The following is a 19,436-nucleotide window of genomic DNA, read 5'->3' on the forward strand; positions in this document are numbered from 1 at the left end:
TAAGTTATCTTCATTATGAAAATAACTGCCTTTTATGATTAAATTGGTATCCATTTATTAAATACCTTTTTACTGGATACTTGTTTGGATATCTATTTTTATTGTCAATAAATCAGCTACGACACAAATAATAAAGTTATATGCTTTTAGATATGTTATAGCACTGTGTTTATATGCATTAAATTGTTTTAGGTATGAAATTATTGAGGCTACTAATCAGGAATTTTTATACACATAGTGATAAGATGATCACCATCTTCTTTGGTAGGCAATATTTTAAATCCGCATTTTTTATATAGTGCTATCAATGAGGGATTATTATTACATTCTAATATAGCAAATCTACCGCCAGCCATAGCGCGGATTTGTTTAATTATTGTGAAAGTTTCTTGTAATATTAACCCAAGATTTATAGGATTATTTTCAACTGCGAAATTTTTACCAATTTGACCAATCAAATGAACTTTTATTTCTGTAGCGTGCTTATTAAAGCCATCCATACTAGATACTAATGTTTTAGATATTTCAAAATCACTTGATTGTATTGATGTAAATGCTAAAGAAAAATAGGCGAGAATATCAAGATTATCTTCGTTGATAATAAGATAGGTTTTTGATACGTTCCTTTTGCTAAATTCTATTGCTGAATTGCATAAAAAATCTTGTAAATCCTTATTTCTAGGGCAGGAAAAACAACAAAGGAGGCTTTTTATTTCCCCCTCGTCATATTCATTAATAAGTTCATCTAGATTAACCGTGAGCATTTTTTCGGGTTAAAACTTTAGAAAATAATTTTACTGCTTTTTGGGATTCTGCTTTATCGTCTCTATCGCGAGTTTTTATCGTACTTTGTGCTTTCTCTAGTTCCCGAAATACATTAATATCACGAGGCTCAGCCAAAACAAACGTTTTGCTAAATGATGATGTAGCCATGTAATTGCCTCCTCATAATAAAGAACGATAAAATATCGGGGGGGTGCAGATTATACTATATCAAAATGCACTTAACAATATATAACTGAATATATATGAACACAACTTAATTATGTTAAAATTACAGAATTAAAATAACATTTTAGGGTAAATAAATGAGAGCATTTGCAAAAAATAGCAATAAATATTTAAGCCGTCGCGCTACTTCAAAGCATAAAGCACGTTTATCAGCAAAATAATAATACCCTATCCTATCGGGCTTTTTTAAATTCAACTCCATAAAAAAGACTATAATTATAAGATGTTTTCATAATAAAGATAACTGTCTCCATTTTCTGTGGAAGCAAGCATTAGCAATTATTACCGCTTTTGCTTAGATTAGTATCCATTAATTTAAAGTAGTTTCACTGGATACCTGAATGGATACCTATATAAGTACTAGGGATTATATATTAAATGGATTTTCGGATATTTAAATTCTATAGGAAGTGGCTCAATTTGAGCATCTAAAACTTGAGCAGGCAACAAGTTTATGCTCTTTGCTTGTCAGGCGGTTAAATCCTTTGGTGGTGGCGATACTAGTTCTATGCGCATTGGTTTAGATTTGGCTATAATGCTACTTCCCATAGATTGATGATCTAATGTCTGCTTTTCAGAATAACCATGATTAGCAAGCATCAATTTGGCAATACTTGCGTTAAACTCACCTTTTAAACCTTTATTAATCAACTCCACTTCTTGGCGCGCTTTGATAAGTTCTAGCAGGTCCTTAAATTCTTCGCTTGAACTCGCATAATTATATAAACTCGACCTTGAACAGTTAGCATATAAAGCCAGTCCAGCCATAGAGGGAATGATTTCGCCATTTTTAATATAGCCCTGTTTATGCAAATACTCTTGCCCTAGTTTTAACGTGTCCTTTATCTTCGATTTTCGTCCTGCCATATTGCCACCTAACTTACTAATAATAAAGCTATTATAATCCAATAAGGCGAATTATTAGATTGTTTTCTAACGTGTCCAAAAATTCACTAAGCCAACCAAGAGGAGGGGGTAATAAATCTCTACAGCTTTAAGCCCTAAAAACCGCCCACCCTCATTCATTTTAACGCTAACCCGATTTTTTTAGTTTTTTTTAATGTTACCTTTTCCATAATCTCCCTGTATGGTGGAAATCACCATAGAGCATTTATTCTTTTCCTCTAATAATATCTCTGGATCAACCTTAAAATCATCCTAACTTAACATTATGATTAATAATTATTTTATTTTAATGAGAAAATAACGCTATATAAATATATTTATATTTCAATTGGTTAATTACAGGATCAAGATTGTTTTAATATGTGTATAGTAGTGAACAGTAGTGAATACTAGTGAACACCAAAAAATATATATAATAAGTATATAATATATTGATATATATAAATTAATATTAGGTTAGTGAATAGTAGTGAACACTTTATATTAAAAGTTTAAGATTATGGGGAGGTAAGCATAAAAACAGCCTAATGACTGGGTAAGTAAAGGGTGACATTTGAAAAAGCACCCCTCAGATATGAGGAGTGATTATTATGGAGAATTGAAGTTTGTAACCCAAATATGGGGCACGGTATGAATAGCGTGATATGGTTAATGATTAACTAACTTTAAATTGCGGTTACCTGATAGTGAGACATTTCCTTGGCTTGCTTGCTCAACAAAGTCACCCCACCAGTCAAGCATAATACGCTTTTGATGTTCATATTCTGCTTTGTTGTAGGCTCGCCTTACTGCGTTTTTATCTACATGCGATAACGCGCTTTCAATGACATCATAATTAAAGCCTTGTTCGTTTAAAGCGGTACTAGCTAAAGCTCTTAAGCCATGCGCAACAAGCTTATCTTTATATCCCATGCGCTTTATTGCCATGTTAGCGGTTTGGCTACTCATTGGCTTGTTATAAGGCGGTCTTGCTGTTGGGAAAACAAACTCACTTTTATGATTAATAGATTTCATTATCTCAAGTATTTTTATTGCTTGCGGTGATAAGGGTATATTGTGAGGTCTATCCATTTTCATGCGTTCGGCAGGAATACTCCATAATTTTTTATCTAGATTAATTTCTTCCCACTTAGCCCCTACGGCTTCACTTGGTCGCGTTAATGTTAATAACTGCCATTCAATCACGCATCTAGTTTGCAATTCAATCTTTGCCATAGCTAAAGCTTGCATGAACTGTGGTAACTCAGTAGGGGGAATAGTTGGCTGATTTTTTACTTTCGGGCTATTAAATACGTCGGTGATTTTGGCTAGAGGGTTATTATCGATAATTCCCATATTGACAGCATAATACATTATTTCATTAATTCGCCGGCAAACTCTTTTTACTGTTTCGTATTTATTATTGTTATTTAATGGCTGTAATGCGTTAATCGCTTTGATAGCTGTTACTTGGTTTATTGGAATATCTTTTATATAAGGGAAAACATGATTTTCTAATGAACGCCAAGCCTTTTTGAGCGTTTGTTCTTCTAAACCTTGTTCTGTTTTGAATTTGAACCATTTCTCAGCCATAGCGTAAAAGGTATTATTACAAGCTTCTTGCTTACGTTGTTCTTGTTCCGCTTTGTGATGTTGTGGATCTATCCCTTGTTTAATTAATTCGCGTGCTTCATCTCGTTGTTTTCGTGCCTGCTGTAGCGAAACTTCTGGATAACTTCCGAAGCTTACAGTAGTCCTATTATTAGTTATAGGGCGGTAATATCTGAATTGCCATATTTTTGCTCCTGTTGACTTAATAAGTAAAAGCAAACCATTTCCATCATAAATAGGATAATCCTTACTTTGTGGCTTGGCATTCTTTATTTGTGTATCCGTCATTGGAGTTACTTTTTTAGGCATACTTTTCTCTTATGGGACTATGAAATTATTTTAATATGTTTGCATAGTCCTTAATATAGTCCTAAAAATTTTGGTTGTAAATGTACCTTACTGATACTTAATGGGCAATAAAATAGACTTTAAGGCTTGTTATTACTGGGTTGGGTGTGCTTTGTTGGATTTAAAAGAATGTTACTGATTATTGAATTGGTGCCAGTGGTCGGACTCGAACCGACACGCTTTTAAGGGCGGCGGATTTTGAATCCGCTGCGTCTACCAATTTCGCCACACTGGCATTAGAAGTGTAAAAAAGTAAACGTTGGCAATTATACTAAGCTTTGCAATATCTGCAACAGATATTATTCTAAATGCAGTTGGTTGCCTAAAAATTCTACTACCATCTGCGTTTCCAGGCTGGTAATTTTTTTAAAATTGTATAAGCGGTCTCTTTGGCAACAGAATAATCAATATTATGATTATTGGCATACTTAAGTGTTACCTCGTGCCATTTTTCGTCAAATGATTTCATTGTTCCATCATTATGAGCACAATGTTTACAGTAGTTTTTTGACATATCATGCAGAGGATAATCAGCAATAGCCGTCATGGGCATACCACATGCAATACACATTTTCATATTTTCTATCCCCATTAATTAGCTAAGGTAATTAATACAAAACCAGAATAATATGCTTAAAAATGCTACTCCGAGTTGAGCTGAATTACAAGTTATGAAAAAAATAGATGTTTAAATATCAAAAATTAAAATCGATTTGAGAAGAGGTAATTTGGTTATTTTGTTGTCGTTGCTGTTGTAAAAATTGATAATAACGTCTTATGGCCCGTTGTTTACATAACCGCAAAACTTCTTGTTTTTGATGATTAGAATAATTTCGCCAATTAAATCTTTCGTCTCGAGAACGATAGCATTTTATACAATACCCTTGCCTATCCATTTGACATACTCTTTGGCAAGGATTTGGTATGTCAAAAAATTCAATTTGGTCCAATAACTACATCATCCTTTGTAGATTCAATCAAATATTAATTATCTTCTAAGCCTAATCCTTTACTTAAGACTTTAAAACAATCATCACAATCATGTGTTGCTGCATCAAGCAGTGTTTGAGTCGGTGCGTGGATTAGTTTATTGGTTAATTTATGCGAAAATTCAAAAATAACATCGTCAATATTGGCGCCTTGTTTGATCGCATTTAATGCTTTTAATTCTAATTGACGTTTGATAGTTTGAGCGTTATTACGGTACTGTTTAACATACTCTACCGCATGGCGTGTTTTTAACCAATCAATATATTGCTCTGCTTGTTCTTGAATTATGTACTTGGCTTCATTGGCTGCGATTACACGTTGCTCAAGATTATTTTGTACCGTTTGTTGTAGATCATCGACAGTAAATAGATGCACATCTTCCAATTGGCTAATTTCTGATTCAACATCTCGAGGTACAGCTAAATCAATAAATAACATCTTTTTATTATTTCGCTCATGCATAGTGCGCTCTACCATCCCCTTACCAATGATAGGTAATGGGCTAGCAGTTGAGCTAATAACAATATCAACATCTTTCAGCCGATTAGCTATATCCGGTAATGAAATGATTTCAGCCTCAATAGATGAAGCTAATTTTAATGCTTTGTCTCGAGTTCGATTGGCAACAATGACATGTTTAAAACCATGAGGTTTGAGATAACGTGAAATTAGTTCAATTGTTTCACCAGCTCCAACTAACATCACACTTAATGCAGACGTATCAGTAAAAACATCACGCGCCACTAGGCAAGCAGCATAAGCAACCGATGCAGTATTGGCGCCAATATTCGTTTCAGTACGAACAATTTTAGCTACATGAAAAATGGATTGAAAAAGTTTTTCCAATTCCGTTGATAAACAATTGTTTTGTTGTGAAAAACTATATGCTTGTTTAACTTGACCTAAAATTTGCGGTTCACCAATAATTAATGAATCAATGCCACAAGCTACCGACATAAGATGTTCAACTGCTTGCCGACCATCATAACAGTAAAGAGATGACTTAAATAAAGCCAAATCAATACTATGATATTGTGCTAACCAATTTTCAACCGATTGCCTTACCCGCAGAAAATCACTTTCATGATCATAACTTAAGTATATTTCGGTTCGATTACAGGTTGATAGGATGGCACAACCAGCAATTAAAGGGTGCTGATATAAACTATATAATGCTTTATCAATAACCTCAGTAGAAAAAGCCAGTTTTTCTCTTAAAGAAACGGGAGCTGTTTTGTGATTGACACCTAATACAGTAATAGACATTGCATTGATTCTTTTATAATAGTTTGTAAAGTTTTTATTAAGAACTCATTATACCTAAAAAAAATAATAAAGGTTAATTTCAGTTACCTTTTCTTATTCAACCAATTATCAGCTATAATACGCCTTACTTTTGACCATACACAACTAAAGAGTTAATTTATGTCTAAAATTAAATATTTGTTCGTATTCATTCTGCCGTTTATACTTAGTGCGTGCCAAACAACTAAATATCAAACAAATGTATCTGTAGAACAGCAATGGCAAAACCATAAACAAGTTCTTGCACAAATTAATTCATTTCAAGTTAATGGTAGTATTGCTCATATAGGAACGAAAACTAAAAGTTATGGTCGTTTTCTTATTACACAGCAGTCTGAAAATTATTATGACGTAAAATTAACTACGCCAGTTGGCACAAATATTTTAACCTTAAAAGCCGAACCTAATTACGCCGAATTAATTGATAACAATGGCGCTCGCTACCAGGATATTAATGTGGAGCTATTAATGAAGAAAATATCCAATGTTAATATCCCACTTAATTCTTTACATAATTGGTTGAAAGGTTTTTCTGATGATAGTCAAGCTGATAAAATTGACAGCTCAGGCAGATTATCTTCCACCTCATTTATGCAAAATAACAATAAATGGTCACTAAAGATTAGCAGCTACTCTACTTATAACTATAAAAATAAAAAAATTGATTTACCTGCTATCATTGAACTTTCTCATGATGATGAATTAATTCGTTTGAAAATTAGCAATTGGATCTTACGATAACGGATAATAATGATGAATCAATGGTTATCACCAGCTAAATTAAATCTATTTTTATACATAACTGGGCGACGCCCAGACAATTATCATGATTTACAAACTTTGTTTCAATTTATTGATATTTGCGACAAATTGACCCTTACGACTCGTGATGATGGGCAAATTAATCTATTAACCCAATTTGATAATATTCCTGAAGATAAAAATCTAATTATTATAGCCGCTAAGCGTTTAAAATCTTATGTGAATAATAATAAGCTTGGTGCAGATATTGCCATAGATAAAATGATCCCCATGGGTGGAGGACTCGGTGGCGCTTCGTCAAATGCAGCGACAGTGCTGGTTGCGTTAAATCAATTATGGGATTTACATCTGTCGCAAACTACTTTGATGGAAATAGGTAGCACAATTGGTGCCGATGTACCTATTTTTATTTATGGGCATGCTGCTTTTGCAGAAGGTATTGGTGATCAGTTGCAACAAGTTGATATTCCCCAATATTGGTATTTAGTCAGCTCCCCTAATATAGAAATTTCAACGGTCACGGTGTTTAATGATCCAAATTTGCCACGAAATACACCTAAGCGTAGCATTGAACAACTGATGTCAATTTCTATTGATGATTTTAGTAATGATTGTGAAGCGGTAGTGCGTCAGCGTTTCCCAGAAATTGATAACCTTATTCAGCAATTATCGCGATATGCTCCAACCAGATTAACTGGCACCGGTGCTTGTGTTTTTACACGTTGTGAGTCAAAGCAACATGCGTTGTCAATACAGAACGAACTTAAATCCTGCTCCGTAAAAAGCTTTATTGCTAAATCATTAAACTCATCACCACTGTACACTAATTAAATAATTTTCTTAAAGCAATAATCATTGACCATATAAGTGATTTAAATTTATATGGTCTGTGATTAGCTATAAAAACATAAACTCATTTTACTTCATCATTAGGTATTACAAAAAGTCGATGATCATAATATTCCACACAATAAAGACCTTCAAAACTCTTATAACCTTGTTTTGCTAAGTTTGATTTTAACCATTTTTCATCTTTACCAGAACGAAGGAATGACTATTTAATAATAAAAACCGTTAGTGATAACAAGTGATGTATCAATATTAGATTGATAATAATCATTTTAGCAATTTATTTTTATTAAACAACTAAAAAACTTAGTAAGAAAGTGAATAAAAATAGTTGTCAATTTTTCGGTTGCACAACGTATAGCATTTTTAATAAGCTTAGGTCATAAATTTTCGAAATTACTAGACAAGACAGAATTAAATGCTAATAACTAACCCTAATCAAAAAGAGACTTATTACCAAGCTTTACTTGAAAGAGATCATAGCTATATTGGGATCTTTTATGTCGGTGTCAAAACCACTTCGGTATTTTGTATTGCAACTTGCCGAGCAAGAAAACCGAAATTTGCCAATGTTGAATTTTTCTCTTCATTCAAATCTGCGCTTGATGCAGGTTATCAACCTTGCAAAATATGCAAACCAACCGAAAATGCTAATCAAGCGCCCGAAGAGATAATTAAAGCCATCGCAATGATTAATAATCATCCCAAAGAAAAGATCACCGATTATCAATTAAAGCAAAATAACTTAAGTCCTGAAACTATTCACCGTTGGTTTAAAAAACATTACGGAATTACTTTCCATGCTTATCAACGAATGTATCGAATTAACCATGCTTTTCAAGAATTAAAATCAGGAAAAAATGTTATTAACACTGCGTTGGATACTGGTTACAATTCTTTAAGCGGATTTGGGTATACCTATAAAAAAATCATGAAAAAATCACCTTCATCAGACGATAAGCAAGACGTGATCTTAATCGACAGATTAACAACCCCTTTAGGTCCAATGTTTATCTGTGCTACAAACCAAGGAATTTGTCTATTAGAGTTTGTAGATCGAAGAATGCTCGAAACCGAATTTGAACAACTACAACGCCTACTTAAAATGAAAATTATTTTTGGCGAAAATAAACATATCAAACAAGCTAAGGTTGAAATTGCCGAATATTTTGCAGGAACAAGAACAAGCTTTACCATTGCCTTACATACACCAGGTACCCTGTTTCAACAAACCGTTTGGGATTGCTTGAAACACATTCCCTATGGAGAATTGACCACTTATAAACAGCAAGCCCAAAGAATTAATAATCCACAGGCAATTCGAGCTGTAGCCAATGCTAATGGTTGTAATCGAGTTGCAATTATTGTTCCTTGTCATCGAGTAATAGGATCGAATGGAGAGCTAATTGGTTACGGCGGTGGGTTGGAACGAAAAAAATGGTTAATTGAACATGAAAATAAAAATCGTAAAAACTGATAATTATTCAAAAAATAATTATGAGTCAATCAATATGCTCAGTTAGATGATATTGTAAAAACTATAGAAGAAAATTGCTTTATACAACGTCATCTCTTTTTCAGAAATTACTTAAAATTCTGAAAAACTCCGTTCAATAGAGTGTATGGCAAATTTAATGTCTATAACCAATTCCATGTACTGTTTTTATTAAAGTTGGTATGCTTGGGTTAATTTCTATTTGTTTTCTTAATTTTGAAATATGTTGATCAAGAGTTCGACTATTAGGTAAATAATTATATCCCCACACGTAATCAAAAAGCATATCTCGAGTAACAACTTGATTTTTATTTTGGTATAAACATTCTAAAATTTTAACTTCTCGTAAAGTTAATTCAATAATCTGATCATTTCTTTTGGCGTACAATTCAGTAGGATAAACATTTAAATCACCAAATTGAAAATAATCCTCTTGGGAAGTATTAGAGTTTTTTAATTTTAAATAACGTTTAGCAATAGCCTTAATTCTCGCTCTAAGTTCATGAATACCAAAAGGCTTATTCATATAATCATCAGCACCAAGTTCTAAACCAACTACCCGATCAATCTCTTCATCTTTAGCGGATAAGAATAAAATTGGTACATCTTCATTTAATTTACGGATTGTACGGCAGACTGAATAGCCATCAAGTTCGGGCATCATAATGTCTAAAATAACAAAATCAGGGTGGTATTTTTCAAATAACTCTAGAGCGACTTTACCATTACCGGCTTTAATAATAATATAACCCTCTTTTTCTAACAGATCTGACATACCATTAAGAATATGCTTGTCATTTTCTGCAATTAAGATTTTCATTTTACTACTCCATTAATATAAGTGAAAATACCATCCCTGGATTTTGATTGATAACTTTAATTTCACCTTGGATCTGATTAGCCAACTGCTTGGCAATCGTCAAACCTATTCCTGTACCCGAAACTCCTTCGGTTATCGATGAATTGACTCGATAAAATGGCTCAAAAATCTGTTTCAACAGATGATTAGCAATACCGTCACCATAATCACGAACCGTAATTGTCACCTGTTTTTCTTTTCTGGTTAAAGATAAATCAATCTGCTTACCATTAAAAGCATATTTCTCGGCATTACTCAAAAAATTATTGAGAATTTGCATTACACAATCTTCATCAGTATTGACAATACAATCATTTTCAAGAGTAATGATGTTCAGTTGTAATGATTTAGCATCTAAAATAGGTTTAAAGGTTAGATATATCTGTCTAATTAGTATGGTTAAATTTACTGGTTTTATATTTAGACGACTTGGCTTATTAAAAGTTAAAACATTTTGCACCAATCGAGTTAGTCGTTTACTTTCAGCACTGATTATATGTAGATAATCAGGAATTGGCGCTGGTTCATCTTCTAAATACTCGGATAACATCTCAGAATATAGCGTGATATTGGTCAAAGGAGTTTTAAATTCATGTGAAACTTGTCCAACAAAACTCACCTGCTGTTTTGCTAAACGCAAAGTTCGACTATATTCTCGATAGGCATAGCAAATAAGTCCAAGCAGAACGATAAGGAATAAACCAATAACACCTGCACCTAGCAGATATAAATTAACTAAGTTTGGCGAGAGATAATAATAAGTTAAATGCCAATTTTGTAAGGGATAATCAAGGACAATCGAAATTTCATTATCAAAAATTTCCCCATTGCTATAAATCTGTTTATCACCGTCGGATAATCTAAAATTATCCTCAAAAGCTTGTTTATCTAATAAACTGATAACATCAAATGAAAATTTTATATTGGAAAGTTCAAAACCAATAATATTATCCGACTTAATTGACCAATAAATTAAGTGGTTATACATTTGATACCAACCAGAACTTGGTTCAAATTGTTCAGAATGATCTTGTTGATGGAGCAAAACAGAATTATCTAAAGCAATTGATTCAACTAATTTATGCCATTGAGAATCATCAAAATCACTTAAAAATAAAATCCTATTTTTGTTGATGATAAAAATATTTTTAATATCAGCTTCTGTACCTAATAAATATTCAGCTTTAGCATAGTTGTTATCAATTTGTAATGCCAAACTATTAAGATAAGAAATACGCTGATTTAACAACGATTCAATCGATAATTTGATATTATTTATACGGCTTTTCACGAGTAAGGTTTGATTATTTTCACGCAACAAAACTTCATGCTCGACACTTCGCCAACCTAAATAGCTGATGAATGCCATTAATACCAATAAAGATAAAATCGTTGTTAATTTTTTCATAACTATTTTTTAATTACATTACTTTTGGATTGAAATTGTTGCTCAGTCATTATTTTACGGGAAACATTGCTATCCTGATTTTTAACTGCATCAACCATAATATTATTTTTCTCAATTTGACTATTTATTCTTGCTTTTGATGAAGGTGATATCATCATGTTTGAAAATGATGCTAGTCTACTACTATTTTGCATAAGCATTTCTTCTGCTTCCGCATGCATTCCTTTATCGTAAAGCGACAAAGCTTCTTCATTCGCAAGAGTCACTTTCTGTATTTCTGACTCAGCTAAAACATCTTGAATTATAGAATCTTGAACTAATTTTTTATTGTCAGTATAAGCAATGCTAACCAATTGAGTTTCATGTTCTGCTTTATTGACCAATAAATTATCATATTTTAAATCAATTTCAGCTAATGTCTTACTTTGACCTACTTTTCCTTCCTCCGGAAGCACCTCTAGCAATACATATTTTTCTTGATTTGAAAACAGTTGATTCATTTTAACCGTGACTTGATTCCCTTTAATCACCCCATCGCGACCAAGTAGACGCACCGGTTTAACACCCTCTTTCAATTGAATAGTAATGACAACGTCTTGAGCAACTGTGGACATTACATCAGTAAACTCGTGAACAAACACATTTTCAAGCTCTGATGAGTTATTGACAAATACATGATTACCATCACTATAACTGGCGATCGATGACATTAATAATTCATTATAACCTGAGCCAATCCCCATGGTGGTGATCGCAATATTCTTTTTCGCTGCAATAATTGCCAACTCAGATAGCTCATTGACAGAACTTGGTCCAACATTAGCTTGACCATCAGAGAGCAAAATAATACGATTAACTTTATCTTTGGTAAGCTGATTTTCAACTTGCTTAATTCCTTTACTCAAACCGGCAAATAAGGCCGTTCCACCACCAGCAATAACTTTCTTATTAATAAGTTGAATGATTTTTTGTTTATCTTTTACTTTGCTTGCTGGAACAATCACTTCTGCTTCGTTATCATAGGCAACAATAGATAATGTATCCTCTTCATTCAACAAATTGACCGCAAAAATAGCTGCTTCTCTCGCTTTTTCAATGCAATCGCCACCCATTGAACCTGATCTATCAATAACAATAGCTAAATTGAGCGGTACCCGTTTGTTGGTATCAACTTTTTGACCAGTTAACGAGATTTTTAAGTAATTTGCTTCTGGATTACCTTCTAGAATAATTGGTGAAGACAATTCTGAACGAACTTGAATTTGTTTAATTGGTTGCGCATGGCTAAATAAGCTACACACTGAAAAGCTTAGCATGGCAAATATTTTAATAAATTTCATAGTGTTTTCCTTCTTGTATAAAGTTTATTCAATTATTCACTAATTGCAAACTAAACTGTCTAATTAATGTATTTAATTGTAAAAATTTGTAAAAACACAAAATTAAAATAAGATAAATAATTACTAAAAAATATCCCTATTCGTACTTAAACTAATCAATCTCTAGATTTTACGGTGCATTAACCGTTTGTTTATTGCCAGCCAAAAGCGCATCGGTATATAATAAAAAATTATTCGTTCTTAAAGAGAATAGTTAGAGAACATTTACAATGACTCAATCAAAACTTGAACTTATTAAAAATAGTATTATCACCATCCCCAACTACCCTAAGCAAGGTATTTTGTTTCGTGATATCACCAGTTTACTTGAGAACCCAATCGCTTTTCGAACCGCTGTCGATCTTTTAATTGAACATTATAAAGATAAAAAAATCGATAAAGTTGTAGGTACTGAAGCGCGTGGTTTTATCTTTGCCGCCCCCCTTGCTTTAGCCTTAGGTGTTGGTTTTGTACCAGTAAGAAAACCGAATAAGTTACCGCGTAACGTATTTAGAGAAGAGTATCAACTCGAATATGGTACTGATACATTAGAAATGCATTGCGATGCGATCAAACCTAACGAAAGAGTTTTAATTATTGATGATTTACTTGCAACCGGAGGCACTGTTGCCGCTACTGCAAAATTAATCCAAAAAGCAGGTGGTATTGCTGAGGATGCCGCATTTGTCATTAATTTACCTGATTTACATGGTAAAGCTAAATTAACCGAAATGGGCATTGATTGTTATACCTTAGTCGATTTCGCCGGTGAATAACACTTATTTTTTAGGGCGAGCTGTCGCCCTAAAAAATTAAACACCAATCCCCTTTTACGCTAACATCACTCATATTCCTCGATTTGTTTATAAATAAATTTATTAAATCTCTAGTTATATAGCTATTATTTGCTACTATAAATAGGAGTAAGTCTTATCCCTCAAATGAGTATTGCTTGGGTGAATGTTATGATAATTTTAAAAAAGTTTAATAATAACGCAGTTGTCGTTGATAAAAATGGACATGAAGTTGTAGTAATGGGAAATGGTTTAGGCTTTGGAGTAAGCAAAGGTGATGTTGTTGATGAAAACAAAATTGAAAAAACCTTTGTACTTACTGAAAGCAACCAAAATATACTAATTAATACCCTCTCCGACGTACCCTCAGAATATCTAGAACTTACCCAAGAAATTATCGCATTTGTAGAGCATGATCTAGGCTATAAGTTCAATGAATATTTTCTACTATCCTTATCTGATCACCTTTATCATGCCATATTAAGAAATAATCGCGGAGAAAATGTTAAAAACCCATTAAAAAATGAAATTAAAAAAATTTACCCTAAAGAGTATTCAACTTCCAAAAAAATTGTCAATTTAATCTTTGAAAAGAAAAATATTATTTTTGACGATGATGAAGCAACTTTTATTACTTTACATTTGGTTAATGGTCAACAAAATCTATTATCATCCAAATTTGAAGTACAAACTGTTCCACGAATGGTAAAAGACATTTTAAAGATTGTCGAATTTCATTTTTCAGTTGAACTTAATAAAAATAATGTCTACTATGATAGATTCTTATCGCATTTAAAAACATTTATTGAAAGAATTCTCAACGAAAATCAATATAATGAACGGGAAAATGATTCAATTTTTTTTGATGATTTAAAACAGAAAGATCATCAATGTTATGAATGCGTAAAAAAAATTGTCAGCTATATTAAGAATAAACAGAATATTAATATATCTGAAGATGAAAGGTTTTATCTTTTCGTTTATTTATATAGAATAACCAATCAATAGGATTGTGACCATAGATAAATATGGGCGATACCTACAAATAATTTAATATAAGGATTGTTACTACATAAAAATGTAGGCGATACCTAAAGTGGACATATCAATGTTATGTCGTGCTTTAGGTATTTTTTTGGACTCAATATTTAAGCTCAACAACAACTATTTTTGTTGGATGAACTTAAGCATGATAAGAGTTTAGCAACACAAAAATTAAACTAATCAACTTAACGGATTGTTACTTGAAACTAATATAGGCGATACCTAAAGTGGATGCAATTGTGCATTGTGCTTTAGGTATTTTTTTTGTTCGAATTTAAGGAGTTGAACTATGAATAACACATTATTTCCCAATGATTTTCTATGGGGCGGCGCAATAGCTGCAAATCAAATTGAAGGAGCATGGAACGTAGATGGTAAAGGTATCGGTTTATCAGATTTATTTATATACAATCCAGATAAAGATAACTCAAAATTACATTCGAGCGATATGACATCCAAACAAGTTGAATTTGCCAAACTTGATAAAGAAGGTTATTACCCAAAACGACATGGCATCGATTTTTATCATACTTATAAAGACGATCTTAAATACTTAAAAGAGATGGGATTTAAGACATTGCGAATATCAATTAATTGGGCAAGAATTTACCCTACAATTGATACCTCACATCCTAATGATCTAGGTCTAAAATTTTATGATGATTTAATAGATGAAATTATTAAAAATGGCATAGAACCAATAATAACTATTTTACATTATGAAATTCCATTATATATCACAGAAGAACTTGGAGGATGGCAAAATAAAAAAACTATTGAACTTTATGAAATATTTGGAAAAACCTTATTAGATAGATATCATGCAAAAGTAAAATATTGGATCCCGATCAATCAAATTAATCTTGTGCATATTGAACCATTTTTATCTGTTGGTACCTGTATTGATAAAACAGATAATTATGAATTATCTAAATTTCAAGGTGTACATAATCAAATGGTTGCAAGTGCATTACTGAAAAAATATGCAACAAAACAAAAATACAATGTAAAAATTGGTTCTATGTTAGCTGACTTAACAGCTTATCCAGAAAATGCCAATCCTGATAATGTATTATTAGCGTTAAAACATAATCGCTTAAATTATTATCACACTGATGTGCAATTTAGAGGTAAATATCCTGGTTATATTCGACGTTATTTTGAAGAGAATAATTTAGCCGTCGAAATACTAGAATCGGAAGAAACCCTATTACAAAATAACGTTTTAGATTTCTTAGCAATATCTTATTATTTCTCACAAATGGTATCAGTTGACCAATCTAAAGAGTTTTCTACCTCGTACGCTTCTTCAAAGAAAAACCCATTTATTGATGCAACCCCATGGGGTTGGGCTATAGATCCTAAAGGGTTGTATAACTGTTTATCATGTTATTGGGATAGATATCAAAAACCAATATTAATTGCTGAAAATGGACTAGGAATGCATGATAAATTAATTAATGAGACAGTTAATGATGACTACAGAATAGCCTATTTACAAGCACATTTAATAGCAGTGAATGAGTGCTTAAAAGATGGCATGGAGATCTTTGGATTTTGTGCATGGGGACCAATCGATCTGGTAAGCGCTTCTACGCAAGAGATGGAAAAACGTTATGGTTTTGTATTTGTTGATATTGATAATAAAGGAAATGGCAGCCAGAAACGTTATAGAAAACAATCTTTCTACTGGTATAAAAATGTAATAGCGACCAATGGTGCATGCTTGGGAGAATAAACCTATGGATAATCTTGAACTAGCCCAAAAAATTATTGATTATGTAGGTGGTAAAAATAATATTTTACGCGTATGGAATTGTATGACTCGGATTCGATTCAATTTGAGAGACAGTTCTTTAATTCAGAAAGATAAATTAACAAGTTTATTGGCAGTAATTAATATCCAACAAACTCCATCTCAGTTCCAAATCATAATCGGCAAAAATGTTGATGTTATAACAAAAGAAATAAGCAATCTCTTAAAAGATAATCTTGAAAAGCCACTTGATGAATTAAGTTTGTCAAATTATGAAAAATCCCAAATAACGGTTAAAAGCATTATCAATAACGTTATTGAAACCATTACCTCCATCTTTTCGCCAATTCTTCCCGCTATTATTGGGGCTGGAATGATGAAAGTGGTGCTTGCAATCATTACAACTTGCCAATTATTTCCTGAAACAAGTGGTATTTTTCTAGTATTTAAATGGATCGGAGATTCAGCATTTTACTTTTTACCATTCCTATTAGCTGTGTCGAGTGCCAAAAAATTCAGTGTTAATGAATATGTGGCACTTTGTTTGTCTGGTGTCTTAATGGCTCCAGCTCTGATTTCTGGCTCATTAAACAAGTTAGCGCCTCTTAATTTCATGAGTTTAGAATTACCATATATGGATTACAGTTCATCAATTATACCTATTATACTTGCTATATTTCTAATGCGATATATTGATAAATTTGTGGCTAAAATACTCCCCAAATTATTGGTTCCTATATTTCAATCACTATTAGTTTTAATTATCACTGTACCAATAATGTTAATTATATTGGCTCCTTTAGGTTTTTATATAGGAGAACTTTTATCAACAGGATTAATTAGTTTATTTTCAGTTTCAGGACCGATAGCTGGTGGATTGTTAGCTGGTTTTAACCCATTAATAGTCATGACCGGTATGCATTATGCATTTATGCCTGCTGCAATTCAAAGTATTGAAACAAATGGATTCGATAATTTCTGGCTCCCTTTTGCACTAATCAGCAATCTTGCACAAACTGGAGCATTACTTGCTGTTTTCTTTAAATACAAAACCAAAAAAAATAAATCCATTGCGCTATCCACCGGAATATCTGCCTTTTTTGGTATATCTGAACCAGGATTATATGGAGTAACGTTAAAACTCAAGAAACCTTTATATGCAGCAATGATCGGCGGTGCAATTGGAGGGATTATTGTGAGTTTATTAAAAGTGAAGACTTTTGCATTCACTGCACCAAATATATTTGCTCTTCCTACCTATATTTCTGCACAAGGTGATAAAAATAGTTTATATGCAATTATCATTGGAGGGATGGTGAGTTTAATAAGCAGTTTTATTTTGTGTTTAGCTTTTAAATACGATCTGCAAGAATCCCAGAAAACTGATGATCAAATAGATAAAGAATCCGAAAATGCTAAAATAATCACAATTTGTTCCCCTCTTTGTGGAAAGGTAGTTTCAATAAATAAAGTACCTGATCCTACCTTTTCGCAAGAAATTATAGGTAAAGGCGTGGCTATAGAACCTGAGGATAATGTTGTCTATGCACCATTTGATGGACAAGTTAGCGTATTATTTCATACTAAGCATGCCATCGGTTTAACATCCAATACGGGGGTGGAATTAATTATCCATATCGGTTTGGAAACTGTCGAATTGGAAGGTAAATATTTCACGTCTTTAGTTAATAGTGGAGATAAAGTGTGTAAAGGTGATAAATTGATTCAATTCGATCTCAATCGTTTAAAAAGTGAGGGATATAACCTCTTAACGCCTATCGTGATAACTAATTATCAACAATTTGAGAAAATAGATATAACTGATTCAGCACAAGTATCTTATAAAGATAAATTAATGCAATTGATTTAATGATATTTAAAACTATCTTTTATCAATAACAACACGATTCACTTTAAGGGTTAGTAGATTTTACAAACCCTTCTTATAGCAAAAAAACATAACCAAATAACATTTCATTAAATACTTTAAAAAAACAAATAGTCTTAATATCTGAATAACTTTCTCAAATCCTTAGCAAACTATTATCAATGACAAATAAACTTGCATTTATATGCATAAAGCATCTATTTTAAGCTTGATTTTGTTTTTAAAGTGAATTATTATTCAAAAATAATGCATAATTATTTTAAAGGATTTAATAATGAAAAAATTTAGCCATATTATTGCAAGAACACCAGCAAAATCGTTAATTAATGGTCTAACTTCGGCTAATTTAGGTAAACCGGATTATCAAAAAGCATTAGATCAACATAACAACTATATCCGTGCTTTACAGCAGTGTGATGTAGATATCACCATTCTGCCTGCCAGTGAAGAATTTCCTGATTCTGTTTTTGTCGAAGATGTTGCGCTTTGCACACCGCATTGTGCCATTATTACTAGACCTGGCGCTGAAACTCGCCGAGCCGAAACAACACTCATTACTGAGGCAATTAATCGCTTTTATCCGAATAAAGTTGAATATATACAAGCTCCCGGCACCGTCGAAGCTGGTGACATTATGATGGTCGACAAGCACTTTTACATTGGTTTATCAGCACGAACCAACCAAGAAGGTGCTAAACAAATGATAGCTATCTTAGAAAAATATGGATTATCAGGTTCTGTAGTAACTTTAGAGAAAGTATTACACCTAAAAACTGGCCTCGCCTATTTGGAACATAATAATCTATTAGCCGCTGGGGAATTTATTACTAAACCTGAGTTTCAACATCTCAATATTATTGAAATACCTGAAGAAGAGAGCTACGCGGCTAACTGTATCTGGGTTAATGAACGCGTCATCATACCGGCTGGTTATCCAACAACTAAAGCAAAAATTGCCGCTCTAGGCTATCAAGTGATCGAAGTTGATACTTCGGAATACCGTAAAATTGATGGCGGTGTAAGTTGTATGTCATTGCGATTTTAACCAAACA

Annotated in this window: 18 protein-coding genes and 1 tRNA gene; 8 read left to right on the plus strand and 11 right to left on the minus strand. The window is 32.5% G+C overall.

Translation table 11 applies throughout. The features are described from left to right. Positions 1–212: 212 nt before the first annotated feature. The 8 genes from AC5LXI_RS09250 to hemA form a co-directional block, all read right to left on the minus strand. Positions 213–764 carry an acetyltransferase gene (locus AC5LXI_RS09250; RefSeq protein WP_493442058.1) on the minus strand — a complete coding sequence of 184 codons (552 nt, stop codon included), beginning with the start codon at positions 762–764 and terminating at the stop codon, positions 213–215. Beyond that, positions 751–933: a hypothetical protein gene (locus tag AC5LXI_RS09255; RefSeq protein WP_493442059.1), complete on the minus strand. Its 183-nt coding sequence runs from the start codon at positions 931–933 to the stop codon at positions 751–753. The genes AC5LXI_RS09250 and AC5LXI_RS09255 overlap by 14 nt, the downstream gene beginning before the upstream one ends. A gap of 546 nt (positions 934–1,479) precedes the next feature. Then, the gene (locus tag AC5LXI_RS09260) at positions 1,480–1,878 is read right to left on the minus strand and encodes a terminase small subunit (RefSeq protein ID WP_493442060.1); all 399 of its coding nucleotides are present in this window, start codon (positions 1,876–1,878) and stop codon (positions 1,480–1,482) included. Between the two features lie 687 nt (positions 1,879–2,565). After that, positions 2,566–3,816, minus strand: a complete 1,251-nt coding sequence (locus AC5LXI_RS09265) for an integrase domain-containing protein (RefSeq protein WP_085166039.1) — start codon at positions 3,814–3,816, stop codon at positions 2,566–2,568. A 187-nt stretch (positions 3,817–4,003) separates the two neighbouring features. Then, positions 4,004–4,090 (minus strand) — tRNA-Leu (locus tag AC5LXI_RS09270). A gap of 99 nt (positions 4,091–4,189) precedes the next feature. Continuing rightward, on the minus strand, positions 4,190–4,432 hold the full coding sequence (locus AC5LXI_RS09275; RefSeq protein ID WP_034902590.1) for a zinc ribbon domain-containing protein: 243 nt from the start codon (positions 4,430–4,432) through the stop codon (positions 4,190–4,192). A 118-nt stretch (positions 4,433–4,550) separates the two neighbouring features. Then, the gene (locus tag AC5LXI_RS09280) at positions 4,551–4,751 is read right to left on the minus strand and encodes a DUF1289 domain-containing protein (RefSeq protein ID WP_493442061.1); all 201 of its coding nucleotides are present in this window, start codon (positions 4,749–4,751) and stop codon (positions 4,551–4,553) included. 88 nt (positions 4,752–4,839) lie between these two features. After that, positions 4,840–6,111 (minus strand): glutamyl-tRNA reductase, encoded by a 1,272-nt coding sequence (gene hemA / locus AC5LXI_RS09285; protein ID WP_086362432.1) that lies wholly within the window; start codon positions 6,109–6,111, stop codon positions 4,840–4,842. Between the two features lie 159 nt (positions 6,112–6,270). On the opposite strand from hemA, the gene lolB reads away from it, so the two are divergent. From lolB to AC5LXI_RS09300, 3 genes are all read left to right on the plus strand, one after another. After that, the gene (gene lolB, locus AC5LXI_RS09290; protein ID WP_034902600.1) at positions 6,271–6,891 is read left to right on the plus strand and encodes a lipoprotein insertase outer membrane protein LolB; all 621 of its coding nucleotides are present in this window, start codon (positions 6,271–6,273) and stop codon (positions 6,889–6,891) included. A 9-nt stretch (positions 6,892–6,900) separates the two neighbouring features. Beyond that, positions 6,901–7,743 (plus strand): 4-(cytidine 5'-diphospho)-2-C-methyl-D-erythritol kinase, encoded by an 843-nt coding sequence (gene ispE, locus AC5LXI_RS09295; RefSeq protein WP_493442062.1) that lies wholly within the window; start codon positions 6,901–6,903, stop codon positions 7,741–7,743. A 436-nt stretch (positions 7,744–8,179) separates the two neighbouring features. After that, positions 8,180–9,238 carry a bifunctional transcriptional activator/DNA repair enzyme AdaA gene (locus tag AC5LXI_RS09300; RefSeq protein WP_493442063.1) on the plus strand — a complete coding sequence of 353 codons (1,059 nt, stop codon included), beginning with the start codon at positions 8,180–8,182 and terminating at the stop codon, positions 9,236–9,238. A gap of 154 nt (positions 9,239–9,392) precedes the next feature. Here the strand turns inward: AC5LXI_RS09300 and AC5LXI_RS09305 are convergent, their stop codons facing one another. Genes AC5LXI_RS09305 through AC5LXI_RS09315 form a run of 3 tightly spaced genes read right to left on the minus strand, consistent with a single transcriptional unit; the run spans position 9,393 to position 12,863 of the window. After that, positions 9,393–10,076, minus strand: coding sequence for a response regulator transcription factor (locus AC5LXI_RS09305; protein ID WP_493442064.1), 684 nt, complete (start codon positions 10,074–10,076; stop codon positions 9,393–9,395). Between the two features lie 4 nt (positions 10,077–10,080). Next, complete coding sequence (locus AC5LXI_RS09310) at positions 10,081–11,523, minus strand: sensor histidine kinase (RefSeq protein ID WP_493442065.1); 1,443 nt, start codon at positions 11,521–11,523, stop codon at positions 10,081–10,083. A gap of 2 nt (positions 11,524–11,525) precedes the next feature. Then, positions 11,526–12,863: a vWA domain-containing protein gene (locus tag AC5LXI_RS09315; RefSeq protein ID WP_065578706.1), complete on the minus strand. Its 1,338-nt coding sequence runs from the start codon at positions 12,861–12,863 to the stop codon at positions 11,526–11,528. A gap of 269 nt (positions 12,864–13,132) precedes the next feature. Here AC5LXI_RS09315 and apt point away from each other — a divergent pair, with 269 nt between their 5' ends. From apt to ddaH, 5 genes are all read left to right on the plus strand, one after another. Further along, complete coding sequence (gene apt, locus AC5LXI_RS09320) at positions 13,133–13,678, plus strand: adenine phosphoribosyltransferase (RefSeq protein ID WP_493442066.1); 546 nt, start codon at positions 13,133–13,135, stop codon at positions 13,676–13,678. A gap of 189 nt (positions 13,679–13,867) precedes the next feature. Further along, positions 13,868–14,704, plus strand: a complete 837-nt coding sequence (locus AC5LXI_RS09325; RefSeq protein WP_493442067.1) for a PRD domain-containing protein — start codon at positions 13,868–13,870, stop codon at positions 14,702–14,704. A gap of 325 nt (positions 14,705–15,029) precedes the next feature. Beyond that, positions 15,030–16,478 (plus strand): glycoside hydrolase family 1 protein, encoded by a 1,449-nt coding sequence (locus AC5LXI_RS09330; RefSeq protein WP_493442068.1) that lies wholly within the window; start codon positions 15,030–15,032, stop codon positions 16,476–16,478. 4 nt (positions 16,479–16,482) lie between these two features. Beyond that, the gene (locus AC5LXI_RS09335; RefSeq protein WP_493442069.1) at positions 16,483–18,366 is read left to right on the plus strand and encodes a beta-glucoside-specific PTS transporter subunit IIABC; all 1,884 of its coding nucleotides are present in this window, start codon (positions 16,483–16,485) and stop codon (positions 18,364–18,366) included. Between the two features lie 292 nt (positions 18,367–18,658). Continuing rightward, positions 18,659–19,429: a dimethylargininase gene (gene ddaH, locus AC5LXI_RS09340; RefSeq protein WP_493442070.1), complete on the plus strand. Its 771-nt coding sequence runs from the start codon at positions 18,659–18,661 to the stop codon at positions 19,427–19,429. Positions 19,430–19,436: the final 7 nt, after the last annotated feature.

The sequence above is a fragment of the Gilliamella sp. LMG 34361 genome, from assembly GCF_984569075.1.